The organism is Amycolatopsis sp. CA-126428 (assembly GCF_002904335.1).
Taxonomy (GTDB): Bacteria; Actinomycetota; Actinomycetes; order Mycobacteriales; family Pseudonocardiaceae; genus Amycolatopsis.
The window spans coordinates 1-21,811 of sequence record NZ_PPHF01000152.1 but is presented as its reverse complement, the minus strand read 5'-3'; the positions used below and the strand labels follow the sequence as shown (position 1 = coordinate 21,811).

Annotated in this window: 22 protein-coding genes and 3 tRNA genes; 9 read left to right on the top strand and 16 right to left on the bottom strand. The window is 70.3% G+C overall.

Features of this window, described 5'->3' with window-relative positions:
- Position 1 precedes the first annotated feature (1 nt).
- The 4 genes from C2L58_RS37475 to rplJ form a co-directional block, all read right to left on the bottom strand.
- Positions 2-754: an MlaE family ABC transporter permease gene (locus tag C2L58_RS37475; protein WP_013222532.1), complete on the bottom strand. Its 753-nt coding sequence runs from the start codon at positions 752-754 to the stop codon at positions 2-4.
- A gap of 38 nt (positions 755-792) precedes the next feature.
- Positions 793-1,971, bottom strand: a complete 1,179-nt coding sequence (locus C2L58_RS37470) for an ABC transporter ATP-binding protein (RefSeq protein WP_103342385.1) — start codon at positions 1,969-1,971, stop codon at positions 793-795.
- 406 nt (positions 1,972-2,377) lie between these two features.
- The gene (gene rplL / locus C2L58_RS37465) at positions 2,378-2,761 is read right to left on the bottom strand and encodes a 50S ribosomal protein L7/L12 (protein ID WP_103342384.1); all 384 of its coding nucleotides are present in this window, start codon (positions 2,759-2,761) and stop codon (positions 2,378-2,380) included.
- A 49-nt stretch (positions 2,762-2,810) separates the two neighbouring features.
- Positions 2,811-3,365 carry a 50S ribosomal protein L10 gene (gene rplJ / locus C2L58_RS37460; protein WP_103342383.1) on the bottom strand — a complete coding sequence of 185 codons (555 nt, stop codon included), beginning with the start codon at positions 3,363-3,365 and terminating at the stop codon, positions 2,811-2,813.
- A 309-nt stretch (positions 3,366-3,674) separates the two neighbouring features.
- On the opposite strand from rplJ, the gene C2L58_RS37455 reads away from it, so the two are divergent.
- The gene (locus tag C2L58_RS37455) at positions 3,675-4,535 is read left to right on the top strand and encodes a hypothetical protein (RefSeq protein ID WP_103342382.1); all 861 of its coding nucleotides are present in this window, start codon (positions 3,675-3,677) and stop codon (positions 4,533-4,535) included.
- Here the strand turns inward: C2L58_RS37455 and C2L58_RS37450 are convergent.
- The 6 genes from C2L58_RS37450 to C2L58_RS37425 all read right to left on the bottom strand — a co-directional run bounded on the left by C2L58_RS37450 (position 4,532) and on the right by C2L58_RS37425 (position 8,150).
- Positions 4,532-5,305, bottom strand: coding sequence for an alpha/beta fold hydrolase (locus tag C2L58_RS37450; RefSeq protein WP_103342381.1), 774 nt, complete (start codon positions 5,303-5,305; stop codon positions 4,532-4,534). The genes C2L58_RS37455 and C2L58_RS37450 overlap by 4 nt on opposite strands.
- 70 nt (positions 5,306-5,375) lie before the next feature.
- Positions 5,376-6,095 (bottom strand): 50S ribosomal protein L1, encoded by a 720-nt coding sequence (rplA, locus tag C2L58_RS37445; RefSeq protein WP_086842353.1) that lies wholly within the window; start codon positions 6,093-6,095, stop codon positions 5,376-5,378.
- A gap of 80 nt (positions 6,096-6,175) precedes the next feature.
- Positions 6,176-6,613 (bottom strand): 50S ribosomal protein L11, encoded by a 438-nt coding sequence (rplK, locus tag C2L58_RS37440; RefSeq protein WP_003079266.1) that lies wholly within the window; start codon positions 6,611-6,613, stop codon positions 6,176-6,178.
- Positions 6,614-6,687: 74 nt separating this feature from the next.
- Positions 6,688-7,536: a transcription termination/antitermination protein NusG gene (gene nusG / locus C2L58_RS37435; protein ID WP_103342380.1), complete on the bottom strand. Its 849-nt coding sequence runs from the start codon at positions 7,534-7,536 to the stop codon at positions 6,688-6,690.
- Positions 7,537-7,610: 74 nt separating this feature from the next.
- On the bottom strand, positions 7,611-8,051 hold the full coding sequence (secE, locus tag C2L58_RS37430) for a preprotein translocase subunit SecE (protein ID WP_103342379.1): 441 nt from the start codon (positions 8,049-8,051) through the stop codon (positions 7,611-7,613).
- Between the two features lie 26 nt (positions 8,052-8,077).
- A tRNA-Trp gene (locus tag C2L58_RS37425) sits at positions 8,078-8,150 on the bottom strand.
- A gap of 206 nt (positions 8,151-8,356) precedes the next feature.
- Here C2L58_RS37425 and C2L58_RS37420 point away from each other — a divergent pair.
- From C2L58_RS37420 to C2L58_RS37405, 4 genes are read left to right on the top strand one after another with little or no spacing between them, the layout of a single operon-like run.
- Entirely contained in the window at positions 8,357-9,283 is a 927-nt protein-coding gene (locus C2L58_RS37420) for a TIGR03619 family F420-dependent LLM class oxidoreductase (protein WP_103342378.1), read from the top strand.
- A gap of 59 nt (positions 9,284-9,342) precedes the next feature.
- Positions 9,343-9,693 (top strand): GntR family transcriptional regulator, encoded by a 351-nt coding sequence (locus C2L58_RS37415; protein WP_103342377.1) that lies wholly within the window; start codon positions 9,343-9,345, stop codon positions 9,691-9,693.
- Positions 9,690-10,649, top strand: a complete 960-nt coding sequence (locus tag C2L58_RS37410; protein ID WP_103342376.1) for a hypothetical protein — start codon at positions 9,690-9,692, stop codon at positions 10,647-10,649. Before C2L58_RS37415 ends, C2L58_RS37410 begins: the two co-directional genes overlap by 4 nt.
- Positions 10,650-10,684: 35 nt before the next feature.
- Positions 10,685-11,590 (top strand): SGNH/GDSL hydrolase family protein, encoded by a 906-nt coding sequence (locus C2L58_RS37405; protein WP_103342375.1) that lies wholly within the window; start codon positions 10,685-10,687, stop codon positions 11,588-11,590.
- A 78-nt stretch (positions 11,591-11,668) separates the two neighbouring features.
- Here C2L58_RS37405 and C2L58_RS37400 read toward each other — a convergent pair whose 3' ends face one another.
- The 6 genes from C2L58_RS37400 to C2L58_RS37375 form a co-directional block, all read right to left on the bottom strand.
- Positions 11,669-12,127: a MaoC family dehydratase gene (locus tag C2L58_RS37400; protein WP_103342374.1), complete on the bottom strand. Its 459-nt coding sequence runs from the start codon at positions 12,125-12,127 to the stop codon at positions 11,669-11,671.
- Positions 12,124-12,573: a MaoC family dehydratase N-terminal domain-containing protein gene (locus C2L58_RS37395; RefSeq protein WP_103342373.1), complete on the bottom strand. Its 450-nt coding sequence runs from the start codon at positions 12,571-12,573 to the stop codon at positions 12,124-12,126. Before C2L58_RS37395 ends, C2L58_RS37400 begins: the two co-directional genes overlap by 4 nt.
- 82 nt (positions 12,574-12,655) lie before the next feature.
- Positions 12,656-12,820, bottom strand: a complete 165-nt coding sequence (gene rpmG / locus C2L58_RS37390) for a 50S ribosomal protein L33 (RefSeq protein WP_005152047.1) — start codon at positions 12,818-12,820, stop codon at positions 12,656-12,658.
- A gap of 50 nt (positions 12,821-12,870) precedes the next feature.
- Positions 12,871-12,943, bottom strand: a tRNA-Met gene (locus tag C2L58_RS37385).
- Positions 12,944-12,993: 50 nt separating this feature from the next.
- Positions 12,994-13,066: transfer RNA gene (locus C2L58_RS37380), tRNA-Thr, on the bottom strand.
- Positions 13,067-13,146: 80 nt separating this feature from the next.
- Positions 13,147-15,792 carry a putative bifunctional diguanylate cyclase/phosphodiesterase gene (locus C2L58_RS37375; RefSeq protein WP_103342372.1) on the bottom strand — a complete coding sequence of 882 codons (2,646 nt, stop codon included), beginning with the start codon at positions 15,790-15,792 and terminating at the stop codon, positions 13,147-13,149.
- A 236-nt stretch (positions 15,793-16,028) separates the two neighbouring features.
- On the opposite strand from C2L58_RS37375, the gene C2L58_RS37370 reads away from it, so the two are divergent.
- The 4 genes from C2L58_RS37370 (at position 16,029) to C2L58_RS37355 (ending at position 21,720) form a co-directional block, all read left to right on the top strand.
- Positions 16,029-16,967, top strand: a complete 939-nt coding sequence (locus C2L58_RS37370; protein WP_103342371.1) for a GNAT family N-acetyltransferase — start codon at positions 16,029-16,031, stop codon at positions 16,965-16,967.
- A gap of 71 nt (positions 16,968-17,038) precedes the next feature.
- Positions 17,039-17,890 carry an SAM-dependent methyltransferase gene (locus tag C2L58_RS37365; RefSeq protein ID WP_103342370.1) on the top strand — a complete coding sequence of 284 codons (852 nt, stop codon included), beginning with the start codon at positions 17,039-17,041 and terminating at the stop codon, positions 17,888-17,890.
- A 100-nt stretch (positions 17,891-17,990) separates the two neighbouring features.
- Positions 17,991-20,432: an endopeptidase La gene (gene lon, locus C2L58_RS37360; RefSeq protein ID WP_103342369.1), complete on the top strand. Its 2,442-nt coding sequence runs from the start codon at positions 17,991-17,993 to the stop codon at positions 20,430-20,432.
- Positions 20,433-20,751: 319 nt separating this feature from the next.
- Entirely contained in the window at positions 20,752-21,720 is a 969-nt protein-coding gene (locus C2L58_RS37355) for an IS481 family transposase (protein ID WP_103342368.1), read from the top strand.
- The last annotated feature ends 91 nt before the right edge of the window (positions 21,721-21,811 follow it).

The window sequence follows — 21,811 nt, the reverse complement described above, 5'->3', positions numbered from 1 at the left end:
GCTAGTCCAGCTTTCCGGGCACGATCTGCAGGTAGATCAGGGTGATCACGAAGTTCACGACGAACAGCAGCAGGAACGTGATGACCACGGACTGGTTCACCGCGTCCCCGACGCCCTTCGGGCCGCCGGAGGGGTTCAAGCCCCGGTAGGACGCGACGACGGCGGCGATGAACCCGAAGATCAGCGCCTTGAGCTCACCGACCCAGAGGTCGGGCAGCTGCGCGAGGGCGGAAAAGCTCGCCAGGTACGCGCCCGGCGTCCCGCCCTGCAGCACGACGTTGAAGAAGTAGCCGCCGAGCACGCCGATGACGCTGACCATGCCGTTGAGCAGGAGCGCGACCAGCATCATGGCCAGGGTGCGCGGCACGATCAGCCGCTGGACCGCGGAGACGCCGAGCACCTCCATCGCGGCGATCTCTTCGCGGATGGTCCGCGCGCCGATGTCGGCGCAGACGGCGGAGCCGCCCGCACCCGCCACCAGCAGCGCGGTGACCAGCGGACTGGCCTGCTGCACGGTGGCGAGCACGGAACCCGCGCCGGTGTAGGACTGCGCGCCCAGCTGGCGGGCGAGCGACCCGAACTGCAGCGAGATGACGGCGCCGAACGGGATGGCCACCAGGGCCGTAGGCAGGATCGTCACGCTCGCGATGAACCACGACTGCTGGATGAACTCCCGCAGCTGGAACGGCCGCTGGAACAGGCCGCGGACGATGTCCAGGCCGAGAGCGAACAGGTTCCCGGTCTCGCGGAGCATGCCGATCCCGGGAATCTTCGCCTGTGTTGCGGGAGAGCTCACCGGCCACCTGGCCCGTTGTTCGGTGGCATTCGGTGCGTGCCGGTTCTCGGCGGCTGGCCGCCTCCCGGGATGCGCGCCACCTGTTCGGCGGGCAGCTGCCCGTGGTGCTGGTTCGGGACACCGCCGTCACCCTGCGGGCGCGCGCCGACCTGCTGCGGCTGCCCCCGGTGCGGGCGCACGCCGTAGTGGCGCTGTTCCTCCGGGCTCAGCGACTCGATGATGCTTTCCTGCGCGGCCGGCGGCAGCCGGTGCATGATCTCCATGACCCGGTCCTTGCGGCGGACGGCACCCATCCGGGTGGGCACGCCCGGCGTCGGCTGCATCTGCGGCGGCACGCCGGAGACGTCCTCGACCCCGCCCGCGTGGTGGCCGGCTTCGAACATCGCCTGCTCGGCGGCCATCTGGGCGCTGTCCTTTTCCTCGGACATGCCGATCGGGCCCTGCATCTTGCCGTTGAGGAACTGCTTGACGACCGGCTCTTCGCTGGTCAGCAGCACCTCGCGCGGGCCGAACATGACCAGTTCCTTGCGGAAGAGCATGCCCAGGTTGTCCGGCACCGTGCGGGCCAGGTTGATGTTGTGGGTGACGATCAGGAACGTCGCGTCGATCTGCGCGTTGACGTCGAGGAACAGCTGCGAGATGTAGGTGGTGCGGACCGGGTCGAGGCCCGAGTCCGGCTCGTCGACCAGGATGATCTCCGGGTCGAGCACCAGGGCGCGGGCCAGGCCGGCGCGCTTGCGCATCCCGCCGGAAATCTCGCCCGGCAGCTTCTTGTCGGCGCCGTTCAGGCCGGTCATGTCGAGCTTTTCGAGCACGATCCGGCGGATTTCCGTCTCGGACTTCTTCGTGTGCTCGCGCAGCGGGAAGGCGACGTTGTCGTAGAGGTTCATCGAGCCGAACAGCGCGCCGTCCTGGAAGAGGACACCGAAGAGCTTCCGGATCTCGTACAGCTTGTGCTCGGAGCAGGTGACGATGTCCACGCCGTTGATCATGCAGCGGCCGCGGTCGGGCTTGAGCAGCCCGATCATCGACTTCAGGAAGACCGACTTGCCGGTCCCCGACGGGCCGAGCATGGCCGACACTTCGCCTGGGGGGAGCGTCAACGTGACGTCCCGCCAGATGGCCTGCTTACCGAAGGACTTCGTCAGACCTTCGATGACCACCTCGGCACCCATCGCACCTCCAGGAGCTGTTCCGCGTCATTGCGCCCGCTGCCACACCCTGCCACCCACGCCGGCGGCGAGTGTGGGCCGGTGGCGCCCCACGAACCCGCGTCAACCAGGTGCAACGAGCTGAGTGCGAACAGGTTACTCACCAGTTTTCTTTTCTGGCCAGCCCCGGGTTCATCGTCACCCCGCCGTGATCGCCAACTCGCAGCACGGTAGCCCAAACGGGGCAACGGCGCAGGTCCGAGCGCCCCCCGATCCACGATTTAGGGACCCCGGGGCGATCCGGACACCGCTCCTAGGGGTTGCGGCGGGCTCGCAGCTCAGGAAGTCGTAGACGCGGAAAGGGGCGGGCATCCGCAGTGGATGCCCGCCCCTTTCTCGAGGTGGTGCAGAGGCGCTTGCGCGCCCCGAATCACTTGATGGAGATCTTGGCGCCCGCAGCCTCGAGCTTCTCCTTGGCGGCCTCGGCGGCCTCCTTGTCGACCTTCTCGAGGAGGGCCTTGGGAGCGGCCTCGACCAGCTCCTTGGCCTCCTTCAGGCCCAGGCCCGAGACGACCTCGCGGACGACCTTGATGACCTGGATCTTCTTGTCGCCGGCGCCCTCGAGGACGACGTCGAACTCGTCCTGCTCCTCGACCGGGGCGGCAGCGGCGGCGGCCGGGCCGGCGGCGACGGCGACCGGCGCGGCAGCGGTGACGTCGAAGACCTCTTCGAATTCCTTCACGAACTCGGACAGCTCGAGGAGGGTCAGCTCCTTGAAGGCGTCGATCAGCTCGGTGGTGCTCAGCTTCGCCATGATGGCTTCCTCTCAGAAAAACGAACTAGACGTTCGGGGTGGGGGTAGATCAGCTCTCGGCGGGTGCTTCGGCTGCTTCGGTACCGGCGGCGTTGCGCTGCTTCTCCTCCAGCGCGGCAGCCAGGCGGGCGACCTGGGACGCCGGCGCCTGGAACAGCGCGGCGGCCTGGGACAGCTTCGCCTTGAACGCGCCCGCCGCCTTGGCGAGCAGGACCTCACGGCTGTCGAGATCGGCGATCCGGTTGATCTCGTCCACGGACAGCGCACGGCCGTCCATGTAGCCGCCCTTGATCACAAGCGCGTTGTTGTCCTTCGCGAAGTCGCGAAGCGCCTTGGCGGCGTCGACCGCTTCACCCTCGACGAAGGCGATGGCGGTCGCGCCGACGAACAGGTCCTCGAGCCCCTGGACGCCAGCGTCCTCGGCGGCACGCTTGACGAGGGTGTTCTTCGCGACCCGGTACTTGGCACTGGTGCCGAGAGCGCGGCGCAGCTGGGACAGCTGGGACACGGAGAGGCCGGTGTACTGGGTAACGACGGTGGCCGAGCTGGTGCGGAAGCTCTCCGCGATCTCGGCGACGGCCGCCACCTTGTCGGGCTTCGCCATGGTCGCCTCCTCTCTTGGCTAGTGTTTCCACTGGCGTTCGAGGAGCCCCGAAACGACGAAACGCCCTCGCGCAGACAGGCGCGGGGCGTCATTCCGGCACAATGCCGGAGCCTCGTTCCTCCTGCGCGGGCCGCCCGGCGAGTGCGGGACCTTCGTTCCCCGTGTTGGGCGGGGAAAACCAGCGGTCTTCGGTAGAACCGAGGTCAAGTGTACGTGATGGGTTCGGAGGGGTGTGCGCACCCCCCGCGCTGACCTGCGTTTAGGACGCCTGGGGGTTCCCTGCGGTCCCCCGGAGGGCATCATGGTGACGTGGCGGAGCAGCGCGATGACGGAAAGCCGGGCTCGGAGATCGAACCGGCGGGCTCCAACGCGCCCACGGCGGGGTCTCCTCCCCAGCCGCCGGCGGACCCGGCGCAGCTCGAACAGTTCCGCCAGTTCCAGCAGTTCCAGGACTACCTGCGGTTCACGCAGGCCCAGCAGGGCAACCAGCCGGCACCCACCCCGGATGCCGGGATGGTCCAGGCGCCCCCTTCCCAGCCCGCCACCCAGCCGGGCGGGCAGCCTCCGGTCATTCCCCCCGGCTACCAGCTCGTCCCGACCGAGCGCCGTCGAGCGCCGCGATGGCTGAGCTGGCTGGGCAAGAAGGTGATCGCGTGGGTCCTGGCGATCGTGATTCTCGGCGTCGCCGGCACGTGGCTGTACAACCACTTCTTCCCCAACGACTCGGGCAAGACCTCCGCCCAGCTCGCCCAGGAGGGCGGCGGGAAGTACCAGACCAACCACATCCTCTCGACGAGCCCGTACGAAGCCGTCCGCGAGGTCTACGACGCCATCGCGCAGAACCTCGTCCCGCAGGCGTGCGGGCGGATGGACGAGCCGATCCAGCAGAAGTTCGCCCAGGACCTCGGCTACGCGGACTGCCAGGTCGCGGTGCACGAGCTGAACCGCAAGGTCACCAACAAGAACAAGTACGCCGAATCGATGCCGTCGTACGTGTCGGAGCCGATCCCCGGCGACCGGTTCACGATCAGCTCGTGCCAGTTCGGCATCGAAGGCGGCCCTGCGCTCGGCGCCTTCACCGTGGCGAAGGTGCCGAAGGGCCAATGGCTGATCGTCGAGCACACCAACGAGCCCACGCCCTGCCCGCTGCCGACGCCGACCAGCCGCTAGCGCGGGTGCGGAGCCGAAAGGAAAGACACCAGGGCTTCCGCGAACGCCGGTGACATCACCGCCGTCATGTGGTCGCCCGGGATGCGGACCAGCCTTGCTCCCGCGATCGCCGCCGCCAGGCGCTCCGGTTCCGCTGCCAGCTGGTCCTGTTCTCCCGCCAGGACCAACGTCGGCACCCCGATCGCCGAGAGGTCCAGGCGCCCCTCCCGCGACGCCAGCGCCACCGCCGCCAGCGCTCGGCGATCTCCGCCCACCGCGTCGGCCAAGAGCCGGAACGGGACTCCCGATGGTGGGACCAAAGCAGGGTCCTCCGCCAGCAGCGCCGAAGCGATGTCCGCCGGCTTGACCACGCGCAGGTCCACGCCGCCGAAGTCGACGATGCCCGAGCCCACGCCGCCCGTGGCCAGGCAGCGGATGCGCTTGTCCGCCGCCGTCACCGTCAGCGCGATGATCGCGCCCATCGAGTAGCCGACCATCGAGACCTCGTCGAGGAGCAGCTCGTCGAGCAGCGCCGAGACGTCCCGCGCCATCGCGTCCTCGGTGTAGCGGGACTCGTCGTGCGGCTTCTCGGAGCGGCCGTGGCCGCGGGCGTCCAGGGAAATCACCGTGAAGCCGGCCGAGCGCAGGGCCGCGACGACCCCGGTGGAGATCCAGTTCGCGTTCGTGTCCGCGGCGAAACCGTGCTGCAGCAGCACCGGGCGGTGGGCGCCGTCGCCCTCCCACACCGTGTAGTGCAACCGGAGCCCGTCGAACGACGCGAAAGTCGGCATGCTGTCAATAAGACACGAAGAAAGGGCGCCCCCGCAGCAAGCGGGGACGCCCTTTCTGGTGATCTCAGACTCAGACCGCAGCTTCCTCGGAGAGGAGGTTGCGGGTCCGCAGCGGGTCGACCGGGATGCCCGGGCCCATCGTGGTGGTGAAGGTGACCTTCTTCAGGTAGCGGCCCTTCGCCGACGACGGCTTGGCGCGGAGGATCTCGTCCAGCGCGGCCGCGTAGTTCTCGACCAGCTTCTCGGTGTCGAAGGAAGCCTTGCCGATCACCAGGTGCAGGTTGGCCTGCTTGTCGACGCGGAAGTTGATCTTACCGCCCTTGATGTCCTTCACGGCCTTCTCGACCGCGGGGGTCACCGTGCCGGTCTTCGGGTTCGGCATCAGGCCACGCGGGCCGAGGATGCGGGCGATGCGGCCCACCTTGGCCATCTGGTCCGGCGTCGCGATCGCGGCGTCGAAGTCGAGCCAGCCACCCTGGATGCGCTCGATCAGTTCGTCGGTGCCGACCGCGTCCGCACCGGCGGCTTCGGCCTCGGCGGCCTTGTCGCCGACGGCGAAGACGATGACGCGGGCGGTCTTACCGGTGCCGTGCGGCAGGTTCACGGTGCCGCGGACCATCTGGTCGGCCTTGCGGGGGTCCACACCGAGACGCATCGCGACCTCGACGGTCGCGTCCATCTTGGTCTTGGAGGTCTCCTTCGCCAGCTTCGCAGCCTCGAGCGGCGCGTACAGCCGCGCCTTGTCGATGAGCTCCGCAGCCTGGCGGTAAGCCTTGCTGTGCTTGGTCATGCTTCTGTCCTTAACTTCGAATATGGATCAGTGTGGTGACGAGCCAGCACTCGGCTCTCCCACGGGTAGTGCTGCGAACGTCAGGCGTCGACGACCGTGATGCCCATCGACCGAGCAGTGCCGGCGATGATCTTCGCGGCCTGGTCGATGTCGTGCGCGTTGAGGTCGGTCTCCTTGGTCTTGGCGATCTCGCGGACCTGGTCCCAGGTGACCTTGGCGACCTTGGTCTTGTGCGGCTCGCCGGAGCCCTTCTCGACACCAGCGGCCTTGAGCAGCAGGCGCGCGGCCGGCGGCGTCTTCAGCTTGAAGTCGAACGACCGGTCCTCGTACACGGAGATCTCGACCGGGACGACGTCCCCGCGCTGCGACTCGGTCGCGGCGTTGTAGGCCTTGCAGAACTCCATGATGTTGACGCCGTGCTGACCCAGCGCGGGGCCGACCGGCGGCGCGGGGTTGGCCGCACCCGCCTTGATCTGCAGCTTGATGATCGCCGCAAGCTTCTTCTTCTTGGGTGGCATTTCTTTTCCTGTCCTGTACTACGTTCCCCGCGTACCTGCCGTGGACACGGGGACTGCGGCCGAACGGGCGGCCGTCAGATCTTGGAGACCTGGTTGAACGACAGCTCGACCGGGGTCTCCCGGCCGAAGATCGACACCAGGACCTTCAGCTTCTGCCCGTCGATGTTGACCTCGGAGATCGTCGCCGGCAGCGTCGCGAACGGGCCGTCCATGACCGTGACCGATTCGCCGATCTCGAAGTCGACCTCGACGGCCGGGCCACCGAGCGGGGCCGCGGTCGCGGTGGACTCGCCCTTGCCCGCCTTCGCGGGGGCTTCGCTCTCGACCTTCGGGGCGAGGAACTTCAGCACCTCGTCCACGGTCAGCGGCGACGGCCGCGAGGTGGCGCCGACGAACCCGGTGACACCCGGCGTGTTGCGCACCGCGCTCCACGAGGCGTCGTTCAGGTCCATCCGGACCAGGATGTAGCCGGGCAGCACCTTGCGCTGCACCTGCTTGCGCTGGCCGTTCTTGATCTCGGTGACCTCTTCGGTCGGGACCTCGATCTGGAAGATGTAGTCCTCGACGTCCAGGGTCTGGGTCCGGGTCTCGAGGTTGGTCTTCACCTTGTTCTCGTACCCGGCGTAGGAGTGCACGACGTACCACTCGCCGGGCGCGGCGAGCAGCTCGGAGCGCAGCTTGGCGACCGGGTCCTCGTCATCCGCGGCGGGCTCGGCTTCGGCCTCGTCGGCCGAGGCTTCGTCAGCGCCTTCGTCGGCGGAAGCGGCGTCGTCGGCACCGGATTCGGCGTCGTCGACCTCGGAGTCCGACACGTCGACGGGCTCGAGGTGTGCGGACTCCTCGTCACCGAGTGCCGCGTGCACCTGCTCGTCGGAAAGCTCGGTCAGGTCGTGACCGGCTGCTGTGCCGTTGTCGGAGGTCACGTTCCGTCCTCTCAGTTGATCATTGCGGGCCAAGGCCGGGACCTGGGCCCCACATCGGCGCGCGCCGGAGCGCGTCAGCCGAAGATCTTGCCGATGCCCCACTTGAATGCCAGGTCGAGCACGCTCACCAGGCCCACCATGAACACCACGAAGGCGAGCACGACCACGGTGTAGGTGACCATCTGCTTGCGGTTGGGCCAGATGACCTTGCGCAGCTCCGCCCAGACCTCGCGGATGAAGCGCACCAGCCGCGCGAACACGGAGGCCTTCTTCGGCTTCTGGTCCCGCTTCGGAGTCGGAGCGCCCTTCGCGTCCGGGGCGGTCTTCTCCCCCGACTTCCCGGCCGGACGGGTCTTGTCGTCCGCACGTGCCGCGGACTTCCCCGCCGGGCGAGCGGTCGCACGGCGCTCACGCCGGGCAGCGGCTGTGACGGGACGGGACGGGCTCTCGGGCTTCTGCCCGGTGCCGTCCTGATCCTGCTCGCCGCCGCTGGCGTCGCTGTCGCTCACGACCACTCCTCCGCTCCACCAGTTCCGTTACGCAGGGGTGACAGGACTTGAACCTGCAACCTGCGGTTTTGGAGACCGCTGCTCTGCCAATTGAGCTACACCCCTGTGGAGCCCCGATCGCTCGGAGCCCCGGAGGACGCATTCCATCGTCCCCACCATCCAGGCGGGGATGACCGTAGTGCGTTCCAAGTCCCGAAGTCTACGGCAAGCCTCGCGAGAGGCCGCAACCGCGCCCCCCGATCGACCACCGCACCCCGGCCGGCCTGCGGGAAACTCCCCGCCGGCCACCTGATCATGCCAGGATGTCCGCCATGACGACCACCCCCCGTCCGGCGGGGGCTCCGATGCGGCTCGGCCTCGCACTCCCCCAGTACGGCGCCCTGGCCGACCCCGCCGCCGTGGCGCGCTTCGCGACAGCCGCGGAGGACCTGGGGTTCACCTCGCTCTGGGTGGGCGACCGGATCCTGACCCCGCTCGAGCCGTCGGACCTCTACCCGGGCGGCGGGACGCCGGAGCACCCGTACCCCCGGGAGTTCGAGACCTTCGCCGACCCGTTCACGACGCTGGCGGCCGCGGCCGCCGTGACGCGCACGGCCCGCCTGGGGATGAGCGCGCTGACCGGCCCGGTCTATTCCCCGGTGCTCCTCGCCCGGGCGCTGACCTCGCTCGACCTGACCAGCTCGGGACGGCTCGACGTCGGCTTCGGGCTCGGCTGGCTGCGCGAGGAGTACTTCGCCACCGGGGTGCCGTGGGCGGGCCGGGGCCGGCGGCTCGAAGAGCTGCTCGACGCGCTCGAGGCGCTCTGGACCGGCGACCCCGCGGAGCACGAAGGCCCGCAGTGGCGGATCGCGCCGTCGACGGTCGGCCTGCGCCCGGCACAGGACCCGCGCCCGCCGGTGCTGCTCGGCGGGTTCTCGCCGCCGGCGCTGGCCCGGGTGGGGCGCCGCGCGGACGGCTGGCTCGCCGGCTGGATGCCGAAGGAGTACCTGACCGGCCTCTGGTCGGTCGCGCTCGACGCGGCCCGGAAGGCCGGACGCGACCCGGACGCCCTGCGCCGCGTGCTGCGGATCAACCCGCGGGTGGGCACCGCCGTCGAGACGGCTGCGGACGTCCTCCCCTGCCTCGACGTGGCCCGCGAGCTCGGCATCACCGAAGTGCTCGTCGACCTGCACTACGTCGCGAAGGACGTCGACCACGCCCTGGACCTCGCCGGCGACCTGATCACGAACGCGGACTGACCCCACCCGTGTGACGCAGGTCTCGCGCAGCGCCTCATTGTTCTATTATAGTTAGAACTATGCTCGTTCAAATCGATCCGAGCTCCACCGTCCCGCTCTTCGAACAGGTGGCCGCCTCGCTGCGCCGGTCCCTGGCCGACGGCCGCCCGGCACCCGGGCAGCAGCTGCCACCGGCCCGGGAACTGGCCGCGGCCCTCGAGATCAACGTCCACACCGTGCTGCGGGCGTACGCGCTGCTTCGCGACGAAGGCCTCATCGACCTGCGGCGACGCCGGGGCGCCGTCGTCATCGGCGGCGCGTCCTCCCGGGCGCGGCTGGCCGAGCTGGCCGAGGACCTGGTCCGCGAGGCGAAACGCGCGGGCGTCGGCCTGGACGAACTCACCGGGGTGTTGAAGGAGAAGTACTCATGACCAAGCTGATCCGGGTCCTGTTCGCCACGGCCGTGCTGCCCGGCGCGGCGCTCGCCGTCGCGGGCGCGCTCGAGAACGGGTGGGCGCACCGGCTGCCCGACCCCGTCGCGACGCACTGGCGCAGCGCGCCGGACGGCCACAACGCACTCGGGGCGTTCACCGGCCTGACCCTGGGGGTCGGCGCCGTCGCCGTCCTGCTCCTGGCCACGACGGCGGTCACCGCGCTGCGCCGCGGACGGCCGCTGCCGCGCCCGACCGTCGGGGTGGGCGCCGGGTTCGCCGCCCTGCCGGCCGCGGTCCTGCTCTCGGTGCTCGTGGCGAACCTCGACGCCCCGGACTGGCACGCGGCCCGCAGCGGCGTCGTCGTCGTGCCCTTCATGCTGGGCGCGGCCGTCATCGGGGTGGTGGCGGCCCTCGTCGGCGGCCTGCCGGCGCCGCCGGCCAAGGAGACCTCGGGTCAGCGGCCGACCATCGGTCTGCGGCCCGGGGAGCGCGCGTTCTGGTCGGGGCGCGCGGTGAACCCGGCGATGCTCTGGGCGCTGGCGCTGATCCCGGTGGCGATCGCCCTCCTGCCCACCGGGCTCCCGTGGCAGACCGGCGTGTGGATCGCCCTGGTCGGCTTGGTCGTGACGGCGCTGACCTACCGGCTGTCGGCGACCGTGGACGCCAAGGGCGTCACGATCCGCTTCGGCCTCCTGGGCGTCCCGTGGCGGCACCTGGCCCTGGCCGCCATCCGCGAAGCGACCACGCGCGAGCTCACGACGTTCGGCGACGGCGGGCTCGGTCTCCGGTTCAACCCGGTCACCGGCACGACGGCGTACAAGGTCCGCGGCGGCCCGGCGCTGGCCCTCGCGCTCGAGAACGGCCGGACCGTGCTGGTCAGCGTGGACGACCCGGAGACGGGCGCCGGTCTGGTCAACGACCTGCTCGCCCAGCGGATCACCCGGATTGACTAGGTCGGTGGCGCGGCGGGTTCGGTAGAAACGAAGAAGTGGCGAAAAAGAGCGGTGGCGGCGGCTGCCTGGTGGTCGTGCTCGTGGTCGGGCTCCTGGCCTTCGGGTACTACAAGTGGCACCACGGCTCGTCGTCGGCGCCCCCGGAGGGCGTCGACACCGGGGGTGGCTCCGGCCGCTACGTCGCCCTCGGGGATTCGTACACGTCCTCGCCGCGGACCGGGCGCCAGGCGGGGACCCCGGCCGGCTGCGACCGCTCGGACGACAACTACCCGCACCTCGTCTCGGCGAAGCTGAAGCCGGCCCAGTTCGCCGACGTCAGCTGCAGCGGTGCGACGACGGACCACCTGAGCCAGGCGCAGAAGACGGGGAACGGGACGAACCCGCCGCAGCTGGACGCGGTGACGGCGGAGACGACGCTGGTGACGCTGGGCATCGGCGGCAACGACATCGGCTTCATCGGGTACGCGTCGGGCTGCGCGACGACGCACCAGGACGCCGCACCGTGCCGGGATCGCCTGACCGCCGGCGGCCACGACCAGCTGGCCGAGCGCATCGACGCCACGGCCCCGAAGGTCGGCGCGCTCCTCGACCGGATCCACCAGAAGGCCCCGAAGGCGAGGGTGGTGGTGGTCGGCTACCCGACGGTGCTCCCGGACGGCACCGGCTGCTGGCCGTCCCTGCCGTTCGGCGCGGGCGACATCGAGTACTTCCGCGGCGCGCTGGGCAAGCTGAACAAGATGCTGGAGGACCAGGCGGACGCGCACCGGGCGGGCTACGCGGACACGGCCACCCCCGGCAAGGGCCACGACGTGTGTTCGGCGTCGGACAAGCGCTGGGTGGAGGGCGTGCTGCCCGCCTCGCCGGCCATCCCCCTCCACCCGAACGCGCGGGGGGAGCAGGGTATGGCCGACGCGGTGCTGGCGGTGCTCAAGCTCCCGTAGCCGGTCTGCCGCGGCTGGTCGTGAGTGGTAAGGCGGCCTCTAACCCGACTTACCACTCACGACCGGCCGAGCGGGATCTCAGGCGCGGACCAGGGCCTGCGGCTTCCCCAGCACCGTCTTGCCGTCGAACTTGACCACGAGGTCGATCCGCGCGATGCCGTCGTCCTTGACGTCCGCGACCTTGCCGGTGATCTCCACCAGCGCGCCCTCGGGCGTGTTCGGCACGACCACCGGGCGGGTGAACCGGGCGCTGAAGTCGATCAGCCGGGCGGGGTCGCCGAGCCAGTCCGTGACCACCCGGCCCGCCACCGCCATGGTCAGCATCCCGTGCGCGATCACGTCCGGCAGGCCGACGTCCTTCGCGAACTTCTCGTTCCAGTGGATCGGGTTGAAGTCCAGCGCCGCCCCGGCGTAGCGGACCAGCTGCTCGCGGGTGATGCGGACCTCGAGGGCGGGCAGTTCGTCGCCGGTGACATACGGGGCTTCGCCCCGGCCGGGGGCTCCGCCACCCGGACCCCCGTAAGAAGGTGTGTTCACGCGGTCTCCCCTCGGACCACCAGCTGAGCGCGGGTGGAGCAGACCTTCTGGCCGGCGGCGTCGGTGATGTCGGCGCGCAGGTTGATGAAGTCGTTGCCCGCGCGGGTCATGATGGCGTCGATGTGGGTCGTCACCTCGAGCACGTCGCCGGCGTACACCGGGCGCGTGTGGGTGAAGCCCTGGTCGCCGTGCACCATCCGCGAGTAGTCGAGGCCGAGTTCGGGGTCGGCGACGATCGCGTTGATCGAGGCGAGGTTGATGATCGTGAGGAAGGTCGGCGGGGCGATCACGTCCGGGTGACCGGCTTCGCGGGCCGCCTCCGGATCGCGGTAGACCGGGTTCGCGTCGCCGATCGCGTCGGCGAACTCCCGGATCTTCTCCCGGCTCACTTCGTAACTGCTCTGCGGCGGATAACTCCGCCCGGTGAACGACTGGTCCAAGGGCACGGCGACGAGGCTACCAACAGCGAGAAGCCGCCCGGAGCAACTCCGGGCGGCTTCTTCGAGCTGGTGTGAACGCGCTACGTCGTCAGCGAGTTTCCTTGTGCGTCCGGTGCGTACCGCAGTTCGGGCAGAACTTCTTCATCTCCAGGCGATCCGGGTTGTTGCGCCGGTTCTTCTTGGTGATGTAGTTGCGGTGCTTGCACTCTTCGCACGCCAGCGTGATCTTGGGTCGCACGTCGGTGGCAGCCACAGCGTTTCCTTCTCTCTCAGGTCCCGGGGGCCAGCCCCGTCGTTACCGCGTAGCGGTGGCCGGACTTGAACCGGCGACACAGCGATTATGAGCCGCTTGCTCTGCCAACTGAGCTACACCGCCCTTACATGACCCAAGCCGCGACACGCAGGCGTGACGCGGCTGAGGTCGTGAGCCCCTTTACGGAATCGAACCGTAGACCTTCTCCTTACCATGGAGACGCTCTGCCGACTGAGCTAAAGGGGCCTGGCCTCTCGCGAGGACTTGGAAAGATTAGCAAGGGCTGTCACCCCGTCGTGCAACCGGGGTCCCCTTAGCACAAAACCTCAGGTCAGGAGGGTCAACACGGTCTCGGAGTGGCGTCCGGGAGAGCGCGCGGTCCGGGCCTGCAGCCACGCCTCCAGCCGGTCCTCCGGCAGCGGCCGCGAGATCAGGTAACCCTGGGCGACGTCACACCCCATCGCCTCGAGCTGGTCGCGGGCCACGTCCTCCTCGACACCCTCGGCCACCACCGTCAGCCCGAGGGAGTGCCCCAGTTCGACGATCGACCGGACCACCGCGAGGTCGCCGAGGTCGGTGCCCATCCCGAGGACGAAGCTCTTGTCGATCTTGACCTGGTCGACCGGCAGCTGCCGCAGGTACGCCAGCGACGAGTAGCCCGTCCCGAAGTCGTCCACCGCGAGGGTGATGCCCAGGGAGTGCAGCTCGCGCAGGATCGGCAGCGCCTTCTGCGGGTCGGACATCACGCCGGACTCGGTCAGCTCGAACGTCAGCAGCTCCGGCGGGATGCCGTGGTGCTCCAGCTCGCGGGCGACCTTGTTCGGGAAGTCCTCGTCGGCGAGGTTGCGGACCGACAGGTTGACCGCGACGGAGATCCGCAGGCCTTCGTCGAGCCACTTGCGGCAGCGCTTGAGCGCCTCGCCCAGCACGAAACCCGTCAGGACGCCGATCAGGCCCGCCGCCTCGATGGCCGGGACGAACTCGTCCGGACCGAGCCGGCCGAACTCCGGGTGCACCCAGCGGACCAGTGCCTCGACGCCCTGCACCTGCCGGTTCGGCAGGGTGATCTTCGGCTGGTAGTGGACGCTGACCTGGCCGTCCTCGAGGGACTGCCGGAACTGCGTCACCATCTGGAAGCGGCGCAGGAAGATCTGGCCCATGCTCGGCACGTAGCCGCGGACTTCTTCGCCGCCCTTGGTCGCGCGGACGGCGACGTCGGCGCGCTGCAGCAGGCCTTCGATGTCGACGACGTCGCCGGGCTCTTCGGCGGAGGTCGTCGCGTAACCGATCATCGCGTTCGCCTCGACCGACAGCCGGTCGACCGGGTACGGCGCCGACAGCTCTTCGCGCAGCCGTTCCGCCGCCCGGTGGGCGTCCTCCGGCGGGAGGCCGACTAGCAGCGCCGCGAAGGACGCGCCTTCGAGCCGGGCGAGCGGGACGTCGGGGCCGAGCGCGTCGCGGATGCGGCGGCCGGCCGCGACGACCATCCGGTCGGCCCAGGCGTAGCCGAGCGCGTCGCTGACCGTCGAGAAGACGTCGAGGTCGATCCGCAGCACCACGGCGTTGGCGAAGTCCCGCAGCGGCTCCTTCGCCACCTGCCGGAAGCCCGGCCGGTTGAGGTGCCCGGTGAGCGGGTCGTGGTAGGCGTCGTGGCGCAGCGTCGCGAGCAGGCGCCGGTTGTCCAGCGACGTCGCGAGGTGGCTGGCCATCGTGCCGAGCAGCTGGACGTCGTACTTGCCGAACCCGCGCCAGCGGGACAGCCGGTCGTGCGCCTCGACGACGCCGAGCAGCCGGTTCGCGCTGCGCAGCGGGACGACGAGCGCCTCCTGCGCGCCGCGGTCGAGCAGCGCCGCGCGGACGTCGGGGTTGGCCTCGGTGATCCGGAAGTGCCGGACGTGCGCGCCGGGCAGCCGCAGCAGCGGGTCGTCGGCGGCGGGGTCGGCGGCCGGCAGGTCTTCGCCCGCGACCACGACCCGCATGGTGTCCTTCGGCTCGAGCCGGAGCCGCAGCACGACGCGGCCGGCGGCGAGCTGGTCCTTGATGCGCTCGCCGATCGTCGCCCATTCGCGGACGTCGACGCCGCCGACGAGCTCGTCGGCGCGGCTGGCCGGGCGGGCCGCGGCCTGCTGGCCCGAGCGGGCCACCATCAGGCTGACGTCCGAGAGCGCCTCCATGTCCCGCTGCTCGCGCAGCAGGTCGGAGTACGCCCAGTACAGCGCGGTGAGGCCGAGGAAGACGGCGAGCACCAGCGGCCACGCCTGGGGCGTGCTGGAGATGACGAGGTAGCCGGAGAGGCCGACGGACGCGTTGACGAAGCCGACGACCAGGATCCGGCCGGTGAGCCGGACGGCGGTGCTGACCCGCATGCGGCGCCGCAGCACGCGGACCGCGGCCAGCGCGAGCAGCGTGCTCACCAGCGGCGCGGTCAGGGTGCCGGCCAGCGCCGCGAGCCACGGGATCTTGTCGCCGGTCCCGGCGCCGACGAGGTACTTCACCAGCCCGGCGACGGCGAAGGCGCCGGTGATCTCGAGCAGGAACGCGCCCGCGTTGTAGAGGACGCGCCCGGCGACCTTGCGGGCGAGCAGCGTGCCGATGCCGGCGATCAGGTGCGCGGCCAGCACGACCTCGAACGGCGCGATGAAGAACCCGATGACGAGCGGGATCTCGGTGAAGGAGATCGTCCACGAGATGCCGCTGCGGACGTCGACGTTGATGCCGAGCTGCTCGGCGAGCAGGAAGGCGACCGCGAGCACGGGCCCGATCCACAGCAGCCGGTCGTTCCACTCGAACGGCAGCCACGAGCCGACCGCGAACGCGGCGACGAGCCCGAGGCTCAGCACGGCGAAGGTGTAGACGCGGAAGCGGCGCTCGTCCGTACGGGCTTCGGCGGAGACGGGTGGTGTCCCGGAAGCGGCTCCCGGCCCGGGCTGCGCCTGCGCGACGGCGTCGCCGTGGGCGTTGGTGTCCGGCATCCGACCTTCCCTCCCGGCTTGTCCACCGGTGCTGATCCGTGACTTCGGGTGTGGACAGGGGCCATACCGTACCCCGTAGGGCGTACCCGCGTCCCTTTCGAGACAGTAGGAGATCACCCCAGGGTTAACAATGCCTCGAACGCGCTGACCTGCGTGGACCAAGGGGTGACGGGCCGGATGACTGAACTCGGCCGGTTCCGTGCCCACCGGGGCCCGGGTCGCGCTTCAATGGGCCCATGCACAGCGATGTGATTGCCACCGAGCACGCGGCACGGCTCGCGGCGGTGGACTCCCTGCTCCCCGGATCGACTCCCTTCGAGGCAACGGAAAACGCGGTGGTCCTGGAGGTGGCGACGGGCGACTCCGCGGCGTCCGCGCTGGCCTCCCGCGTCCAGGTCGACCGCGACGCCCCGAACGCGCCGTGGCGCGCGCTGACCGAACACCGGCTCGACCTCCAGCTGGCCGGCCCGCAGCCGGCGGCCGCGCTGGACGCCCTCCTCACCCGATGGGATGAACATCTGCGCGCCGTCGCCGAGCCGGGTGACACCGAGACGGCGGCGATCGTCCCGCGCGCGAGCCGGGACGCCGCCGGCGCGCGCGAAATGCTGCACCACGGCTTCGCGCCGCTGCGGGTGATCGCGGTCCGCCCGGCGCAGCGGCTGGTCCCGGCGACCCCGCTGGGGACGCCCGGGGTCAAGATCCGCCGCGCCGAGCCCGGCGACCTCGAGACGGCGGTGGAGCTCGGCATGGAGCTGCACTCCTACGACGCCCAGTACGGCACGGTGAACTGGCGCACCGGCGTCGAGGAGATCCTGGCCAAGGACCTCGCCGAGCAGCTGAAGCGGCCGGAGCCGCCGTTGTGGATCGCCGAGCTGTACGGCCGTCCGCTCGGCATGGTCAGCGTCCAGCACCCGGGCGACACCGGCTGGATCAGCGGCCGCGTCGCCGCTTCCCGCGTGGGTTACCTGTCCTCGCTGGCGGTGGCGGAGGCCGCGCGGTCGTCCGGCGTCGGCACCGCGCTGGCGACGCACGCCCACCACGTCCTCGACGAGGAAGGCGCCGACGTCGTCCTGCTGCACCACGCCGCGGCGAACCCGCTGTCGACGCCGTTCTGGTACGCGCAGGGGTACCGCCCGCTGTGGACGTACTGGCAGCGTCGACCGGCTGTTCGGTGAACTACTGGAGGATTACCGTGGCTGCGCAGGCCTTATAGGCTGACCCTCGCCGCCAGCGAGGGGAGCCTGAAGTGACCGACCAGCGGGATTCCGCGCCGAGAGCGCCCGAAGGTGTCGACACCGAGAAGCCGTCCGCGGCCCGGATCTACGACTGGTACCTGGGCGGGACCCAGAACTGGGCCGTGGACCGCGAGTTCGGCCGGCGCATGGAGCAGCAGTGGCCGCTGGTGCGCCCGGGGTCGAAGCAGAACCGCGAGTTCATGAACCGCGCGGTGCGGGCGGCGCTGCGGGCCGGGATCCGGCAGTTCATCGACCTCGGCTCGGGCGTGCCGACGGCCGGGAACGTGCACGAGGTCGTCGAGGCCGAGCTGCCCGAGGACCACGACGCGAAGGTCGTCTACGTCGATTACGAGCCGGTCGCCGTCGCCCACGCGACGCTGATCCTCGAGGAGGAGTTCGCGACCGACTGGGCCGGCATCGTCCAGGCCGACATGCGGGACGCGAAGTCGGTGCTGCGCGCCTCGGAGACGCGGCGCCTCATCGACTTTTCCCAGCCCGTCTGCCTGATCATGGCGGCGGTGCTGCACTTCGTCGGACCCGACGACGATCCGGACGGGCTGCTGGCGGCGTACCGGGACGCCCTCGCGCCGGGCAGCTGGCTGGCGATTTCGCAGATGAGCGAAGGCGACGGCGAAGGCCCGTACCTGGACGGGCTGCGCTGGTTCGTCGAGCAGTACCGGAAGACGAGCAACCCGGTCTGGCTCCGCAACCGCGAAGAGATCGAGCCGCTCTTCGGGGACTGGCCGATCCTGGAACCGGGCATCGTGCACCTGCCGGACTGGCGACCGGACCGGAAAATCAACGCGCTCGAGGCGGAGGCTCGCCCCTTCGCGTGGTGCGCGGTGGCGGAGAAGCCCGCCTGACCTGCGGTTTCCTCGATCGCTGTGGGCGAACGCACCATCGGAAACAAACACACCCATCGGAGAGTTGAGCTAAGCAGACTCAACTACCCGAGGAGTGCACATGTCCGACACCCGCCTCCTGCCCGTGCTCCCGCTCGATGACGACGTCGTGCTGCCGGGCATGGTCGTCCCGCTCGACCTCAGCGACACCGAGACGCGGGCCGCGGTGGAGTCCGCCCAGGCCAAGACGCCGAGCCAGGCGTCCTTCCCCGGCATCCGCTCGTCCGCCGCCACCAAGGCGGAGGTCCTGATCGTCCCGCGCATCCACGGCGAATACGCCGAGTTCGGCACCGTTGCGACGGTCGAGCGCATCGGCCGCGTGCCCGGCGGCAAGGCCGCCGTCCTGCTGCGCGGCACGGCCCGCGCGGTCGTCGGCCGGATCGCCGACGGCCCCGGCGCCGCCCGCTGGGTGCACGCCGAGGACGCCCCCGAGACCACCGACGAAAAGGCCGCGCAGCTCGCGGCCGAGTACAAGGCCGTCGTCATCTCGATCCTCCAGCAGCGCGGCGGCTGGCAGCTGATCGACGCCGTCCAGCAGGTCGAGGACGCCTCCGCGATCGCCGACCTGTCCGGCAACGCGCCCTACCTGTCCACCGAGCAGAAGCTCGAGCTGCTGTCTGCTTTGGACGTCGCTGCCCGCCTGGAGAAGGCCCTCGAGTGGAGCAAGGAGTACCTGGCCGAGCTCGAGGTGACCGACACGATCCGCAAGGACGTCACCGAAGGCATGGAGAAGCAGCAGAAGGAATTTCTGCTGCGCCGCCAGCTCGAGGCGATCCGCAAGGAGCTCGGCGAGCTCGACGGCACCGCGCAGGACGACGACTACCGCGCCCGCGTCGAAGCCGCCGAACTGCCGGACGCCGTCAAGAAGGCCGCACTGGCCGAAGTGGACAAGCTGGACCGCGCGTCCGAGCAGTCCCCCGAAGGCGGCTGGATCCGCACCTGGCTGGACACCGTCCTGGAGCTGCCCTGGAACGAGCGCACCGAGGACGTCTACGACATCGCGGCCGCGCGGGCGGTGCTCGACGCCGACCACGCCGGTCTCGACGACGTCAAGGAACGCATCATCGAGTACCTGGCCGTGCGCAAGCGCCGCGCCGAGGCACGCTTTACCGCCGAGGCGCCATCCAACACAGCGGAGTCGGGTCTCCGCCCGGTCGGAGGGCGGCACTCCGGCGCCGTGCTCGCCCTCGCGGGCCCTCCCGGGGTCGGCAAGACGTCGCTGGGTGAGTCCGTCGCGAAGGCCATGGGCCGCAAGTTCGTCCGCGTCGCCCTCGGCGGCATCCGCGACGAGGCGGAGATCCGCGGGCACCGCCGCACCTACGTCGGCGCGCTGCCCGGCCGGATCGTCCGCGCCATCAAGGAAGCCGGCTCGATGAACCCGGTCGTGCTGCTCGACGAGATCGACAAGGTGGGCGCCGACTACCGCGGCGACCCGACCGCGGCGCTGCTCGAAGTGCTGGACCCGGAGCAGAACCACACGTTCCGCGACCACTACCTCGAGGTCGAGCTGGACCTGTCCGACGTCGTGTTCCTGGCGACGGCCAACGCGCTCGAGACCATCCCCGGCCCGCTGCTGGACCGCATGGAGCTCGTCACGCTGGACGGCTACACCGAGCACGAGAAGGTCACCATCGCCCGCGACCACCTGCTCCCGCGGGAGCTGGAGCGCGCCGGCTTGAGCGTTGCGGACGTCGTCCTGACGGACGCCGCGTTCAGCCGGATCGCCGCCGAGTACACCCGCGAGGCGGGCGTGCGCGACGCGAACCGGACGATCGCGAAGGTGCTGCGGAAGATCGCGACCAAGGTCGCGCTGGACGAGGTTTCGCTGCCGCTCACGGTGGACGCGCCTTCCCTGGAGACCTACCTGGGCCGTCCGCGGCACATCCCGGAGTCGTCGCTCCCGGCGTCGACGCAGCGCACGGCGATCCCGGGCGTGGCGACGGGCCTGGCGGTGACCGGCGCGGGCGGTGACGTCCTGTACATCGAGGCGTCGCTGGCGGACCAGGAGTCCGGCGCGTCCGGGCTGCAGCTGACCGGCCAGCTCGGCGACGTGATGAAGGAGTCGGTGCAGATCGCGCTGTCCTACCTCAGGTCGCACGGCGCGGAGCTGGAGCTGCCGGTGGGTGACCTCCGCGAGCGTGGCATCCACGTCCACGTCCCGGCGGGCGCGGTCCCGAAGGACGGCCCGTCCGCGGGCGTCACGATGACGACGGCGCTGGCGTCGCTGCTCTCGGGCCGGGTGGTCCGCGCGGACGTGGCGATGACGGGCGAGGTGTCCCTGACCGGCCGCGTCCTCCCGATCGGCGGCGTCAAGCAGAAGCTGCTGGCGGCCCACCGGGCGGGGATGAAGACGGTGATCATCCCCCAGCGCAACGAGCCGGACCTGGACGACGTCCCGGCCGAGGTGCTGGCCCAGCTGGACGTCCACGCGGTGGCGAACGTCCGCGAGGTCCTCGACCTCGCCCTGACCCCGGCTTCGACGCCGGTTTCCCAGGCGGCGTAACCCCGAGCGCCGCCACGACGGCCGGTTTCCCTCTCCCCCAAGGGAAACCGGCCGTTGCCTTATGCTGGTGCCTGGTGCCGATCCGGCGAATCGAGGTTCTGATGGATCCCGAGTACCGCTACTGGGACGTGCGAGGCCAGCTCTAGCGGAGCTACCTGCTGTGGATCACCGCCGAGGACGCCGAACGGCTGACGCGCGGCTAGCTGTAGTGACCATGGACATTGTTGACGGTTGAGCGGCGCGTCGGATTGAACAGAGCGAAGACCTCCGTGTGTGGTGCTGGTGTCTGACGCCATCACCGAACACAACGGAGGTCTTCGTGTCCCACCGTAACGCCCGGTTGACCCTGCACGGCCGCAGGCTTCTGATCGACCGGGTCACCGCTGGACGCCCAGTCGCCCACGTCGCTGCCGAGCTGGGGATCTCCCGCGCGACCGGCCACAAATGGGTCCGCCGCTACCGCCAGCACGGCGAGGCCGGCCTGCTCGACCGCTCCAGTAGGCCCCACCACTCACCCACTCGCATGCCCGAGGCAACCGAGCAGCAGATCATCGACCTGCGCCGGACCCGTCGGCTGGGCCCGGCCCGCATCGCCGGGATCCTCGACCTGCACGCCTCCACGGTGCACCGGGTCCTGACCCGCCACCGCATGCCGAAACTGGCCTGGCTGGACCGCCCGACCGGGCAACCGATCCGCCGCTACGAACGCGCCCGGCCCGGTGAACTGCTGCACGTCGACGTGAAAAAACTCGGCCGGCTGCGCGACGGCGGGGGCTGGCGAGCCCACGGCCGCGACAGCACCCAACACTCAGCCGCACGCCACGCACCACGAGTCGGCTACGAGTACGTCCACTGCGCCATCGACGACCACACCCGCATCGCCTACGCCGAAATCCACCCCGACGAAACCGCCGCCACCTGCGCTGGATTCCTCCGCCGCGCCGCCACCGCCCTGGCCGAGCTGGGCATCCGCCGGATCGAACGGGTGATGACCGACAACGCCCTGGTCTACCGCCGCTCCCACGCCTGGCGCGACGCCCTCGCCGAGATCGGCGCCGACGCCCGCTTCACTCGCCGCTACCGGCCGCAAACCAACGGAAAAGCCGAACGCTTCAACCGCACCCTCGCCGAAGAATGGGCCTACGCCCAACCCTTCACCAGCTCACACCACCGCGCCCAAGCCCTGCCAGAGTTCCTGCACCGCTACAACCACCACCGAGCCCACACCTCACTCGGCGGCAAACCACCCATCACCCGCGTCAACAACCTCACAGGGCACTACAGCTAGATGCCCGAATGAGCTCGGCCGGGTCTGCCCAGACTTCGGTTGACACCGGAGCTGACTGTTTCTCAGGCCACTGACGCGGCCGTGTAGATGG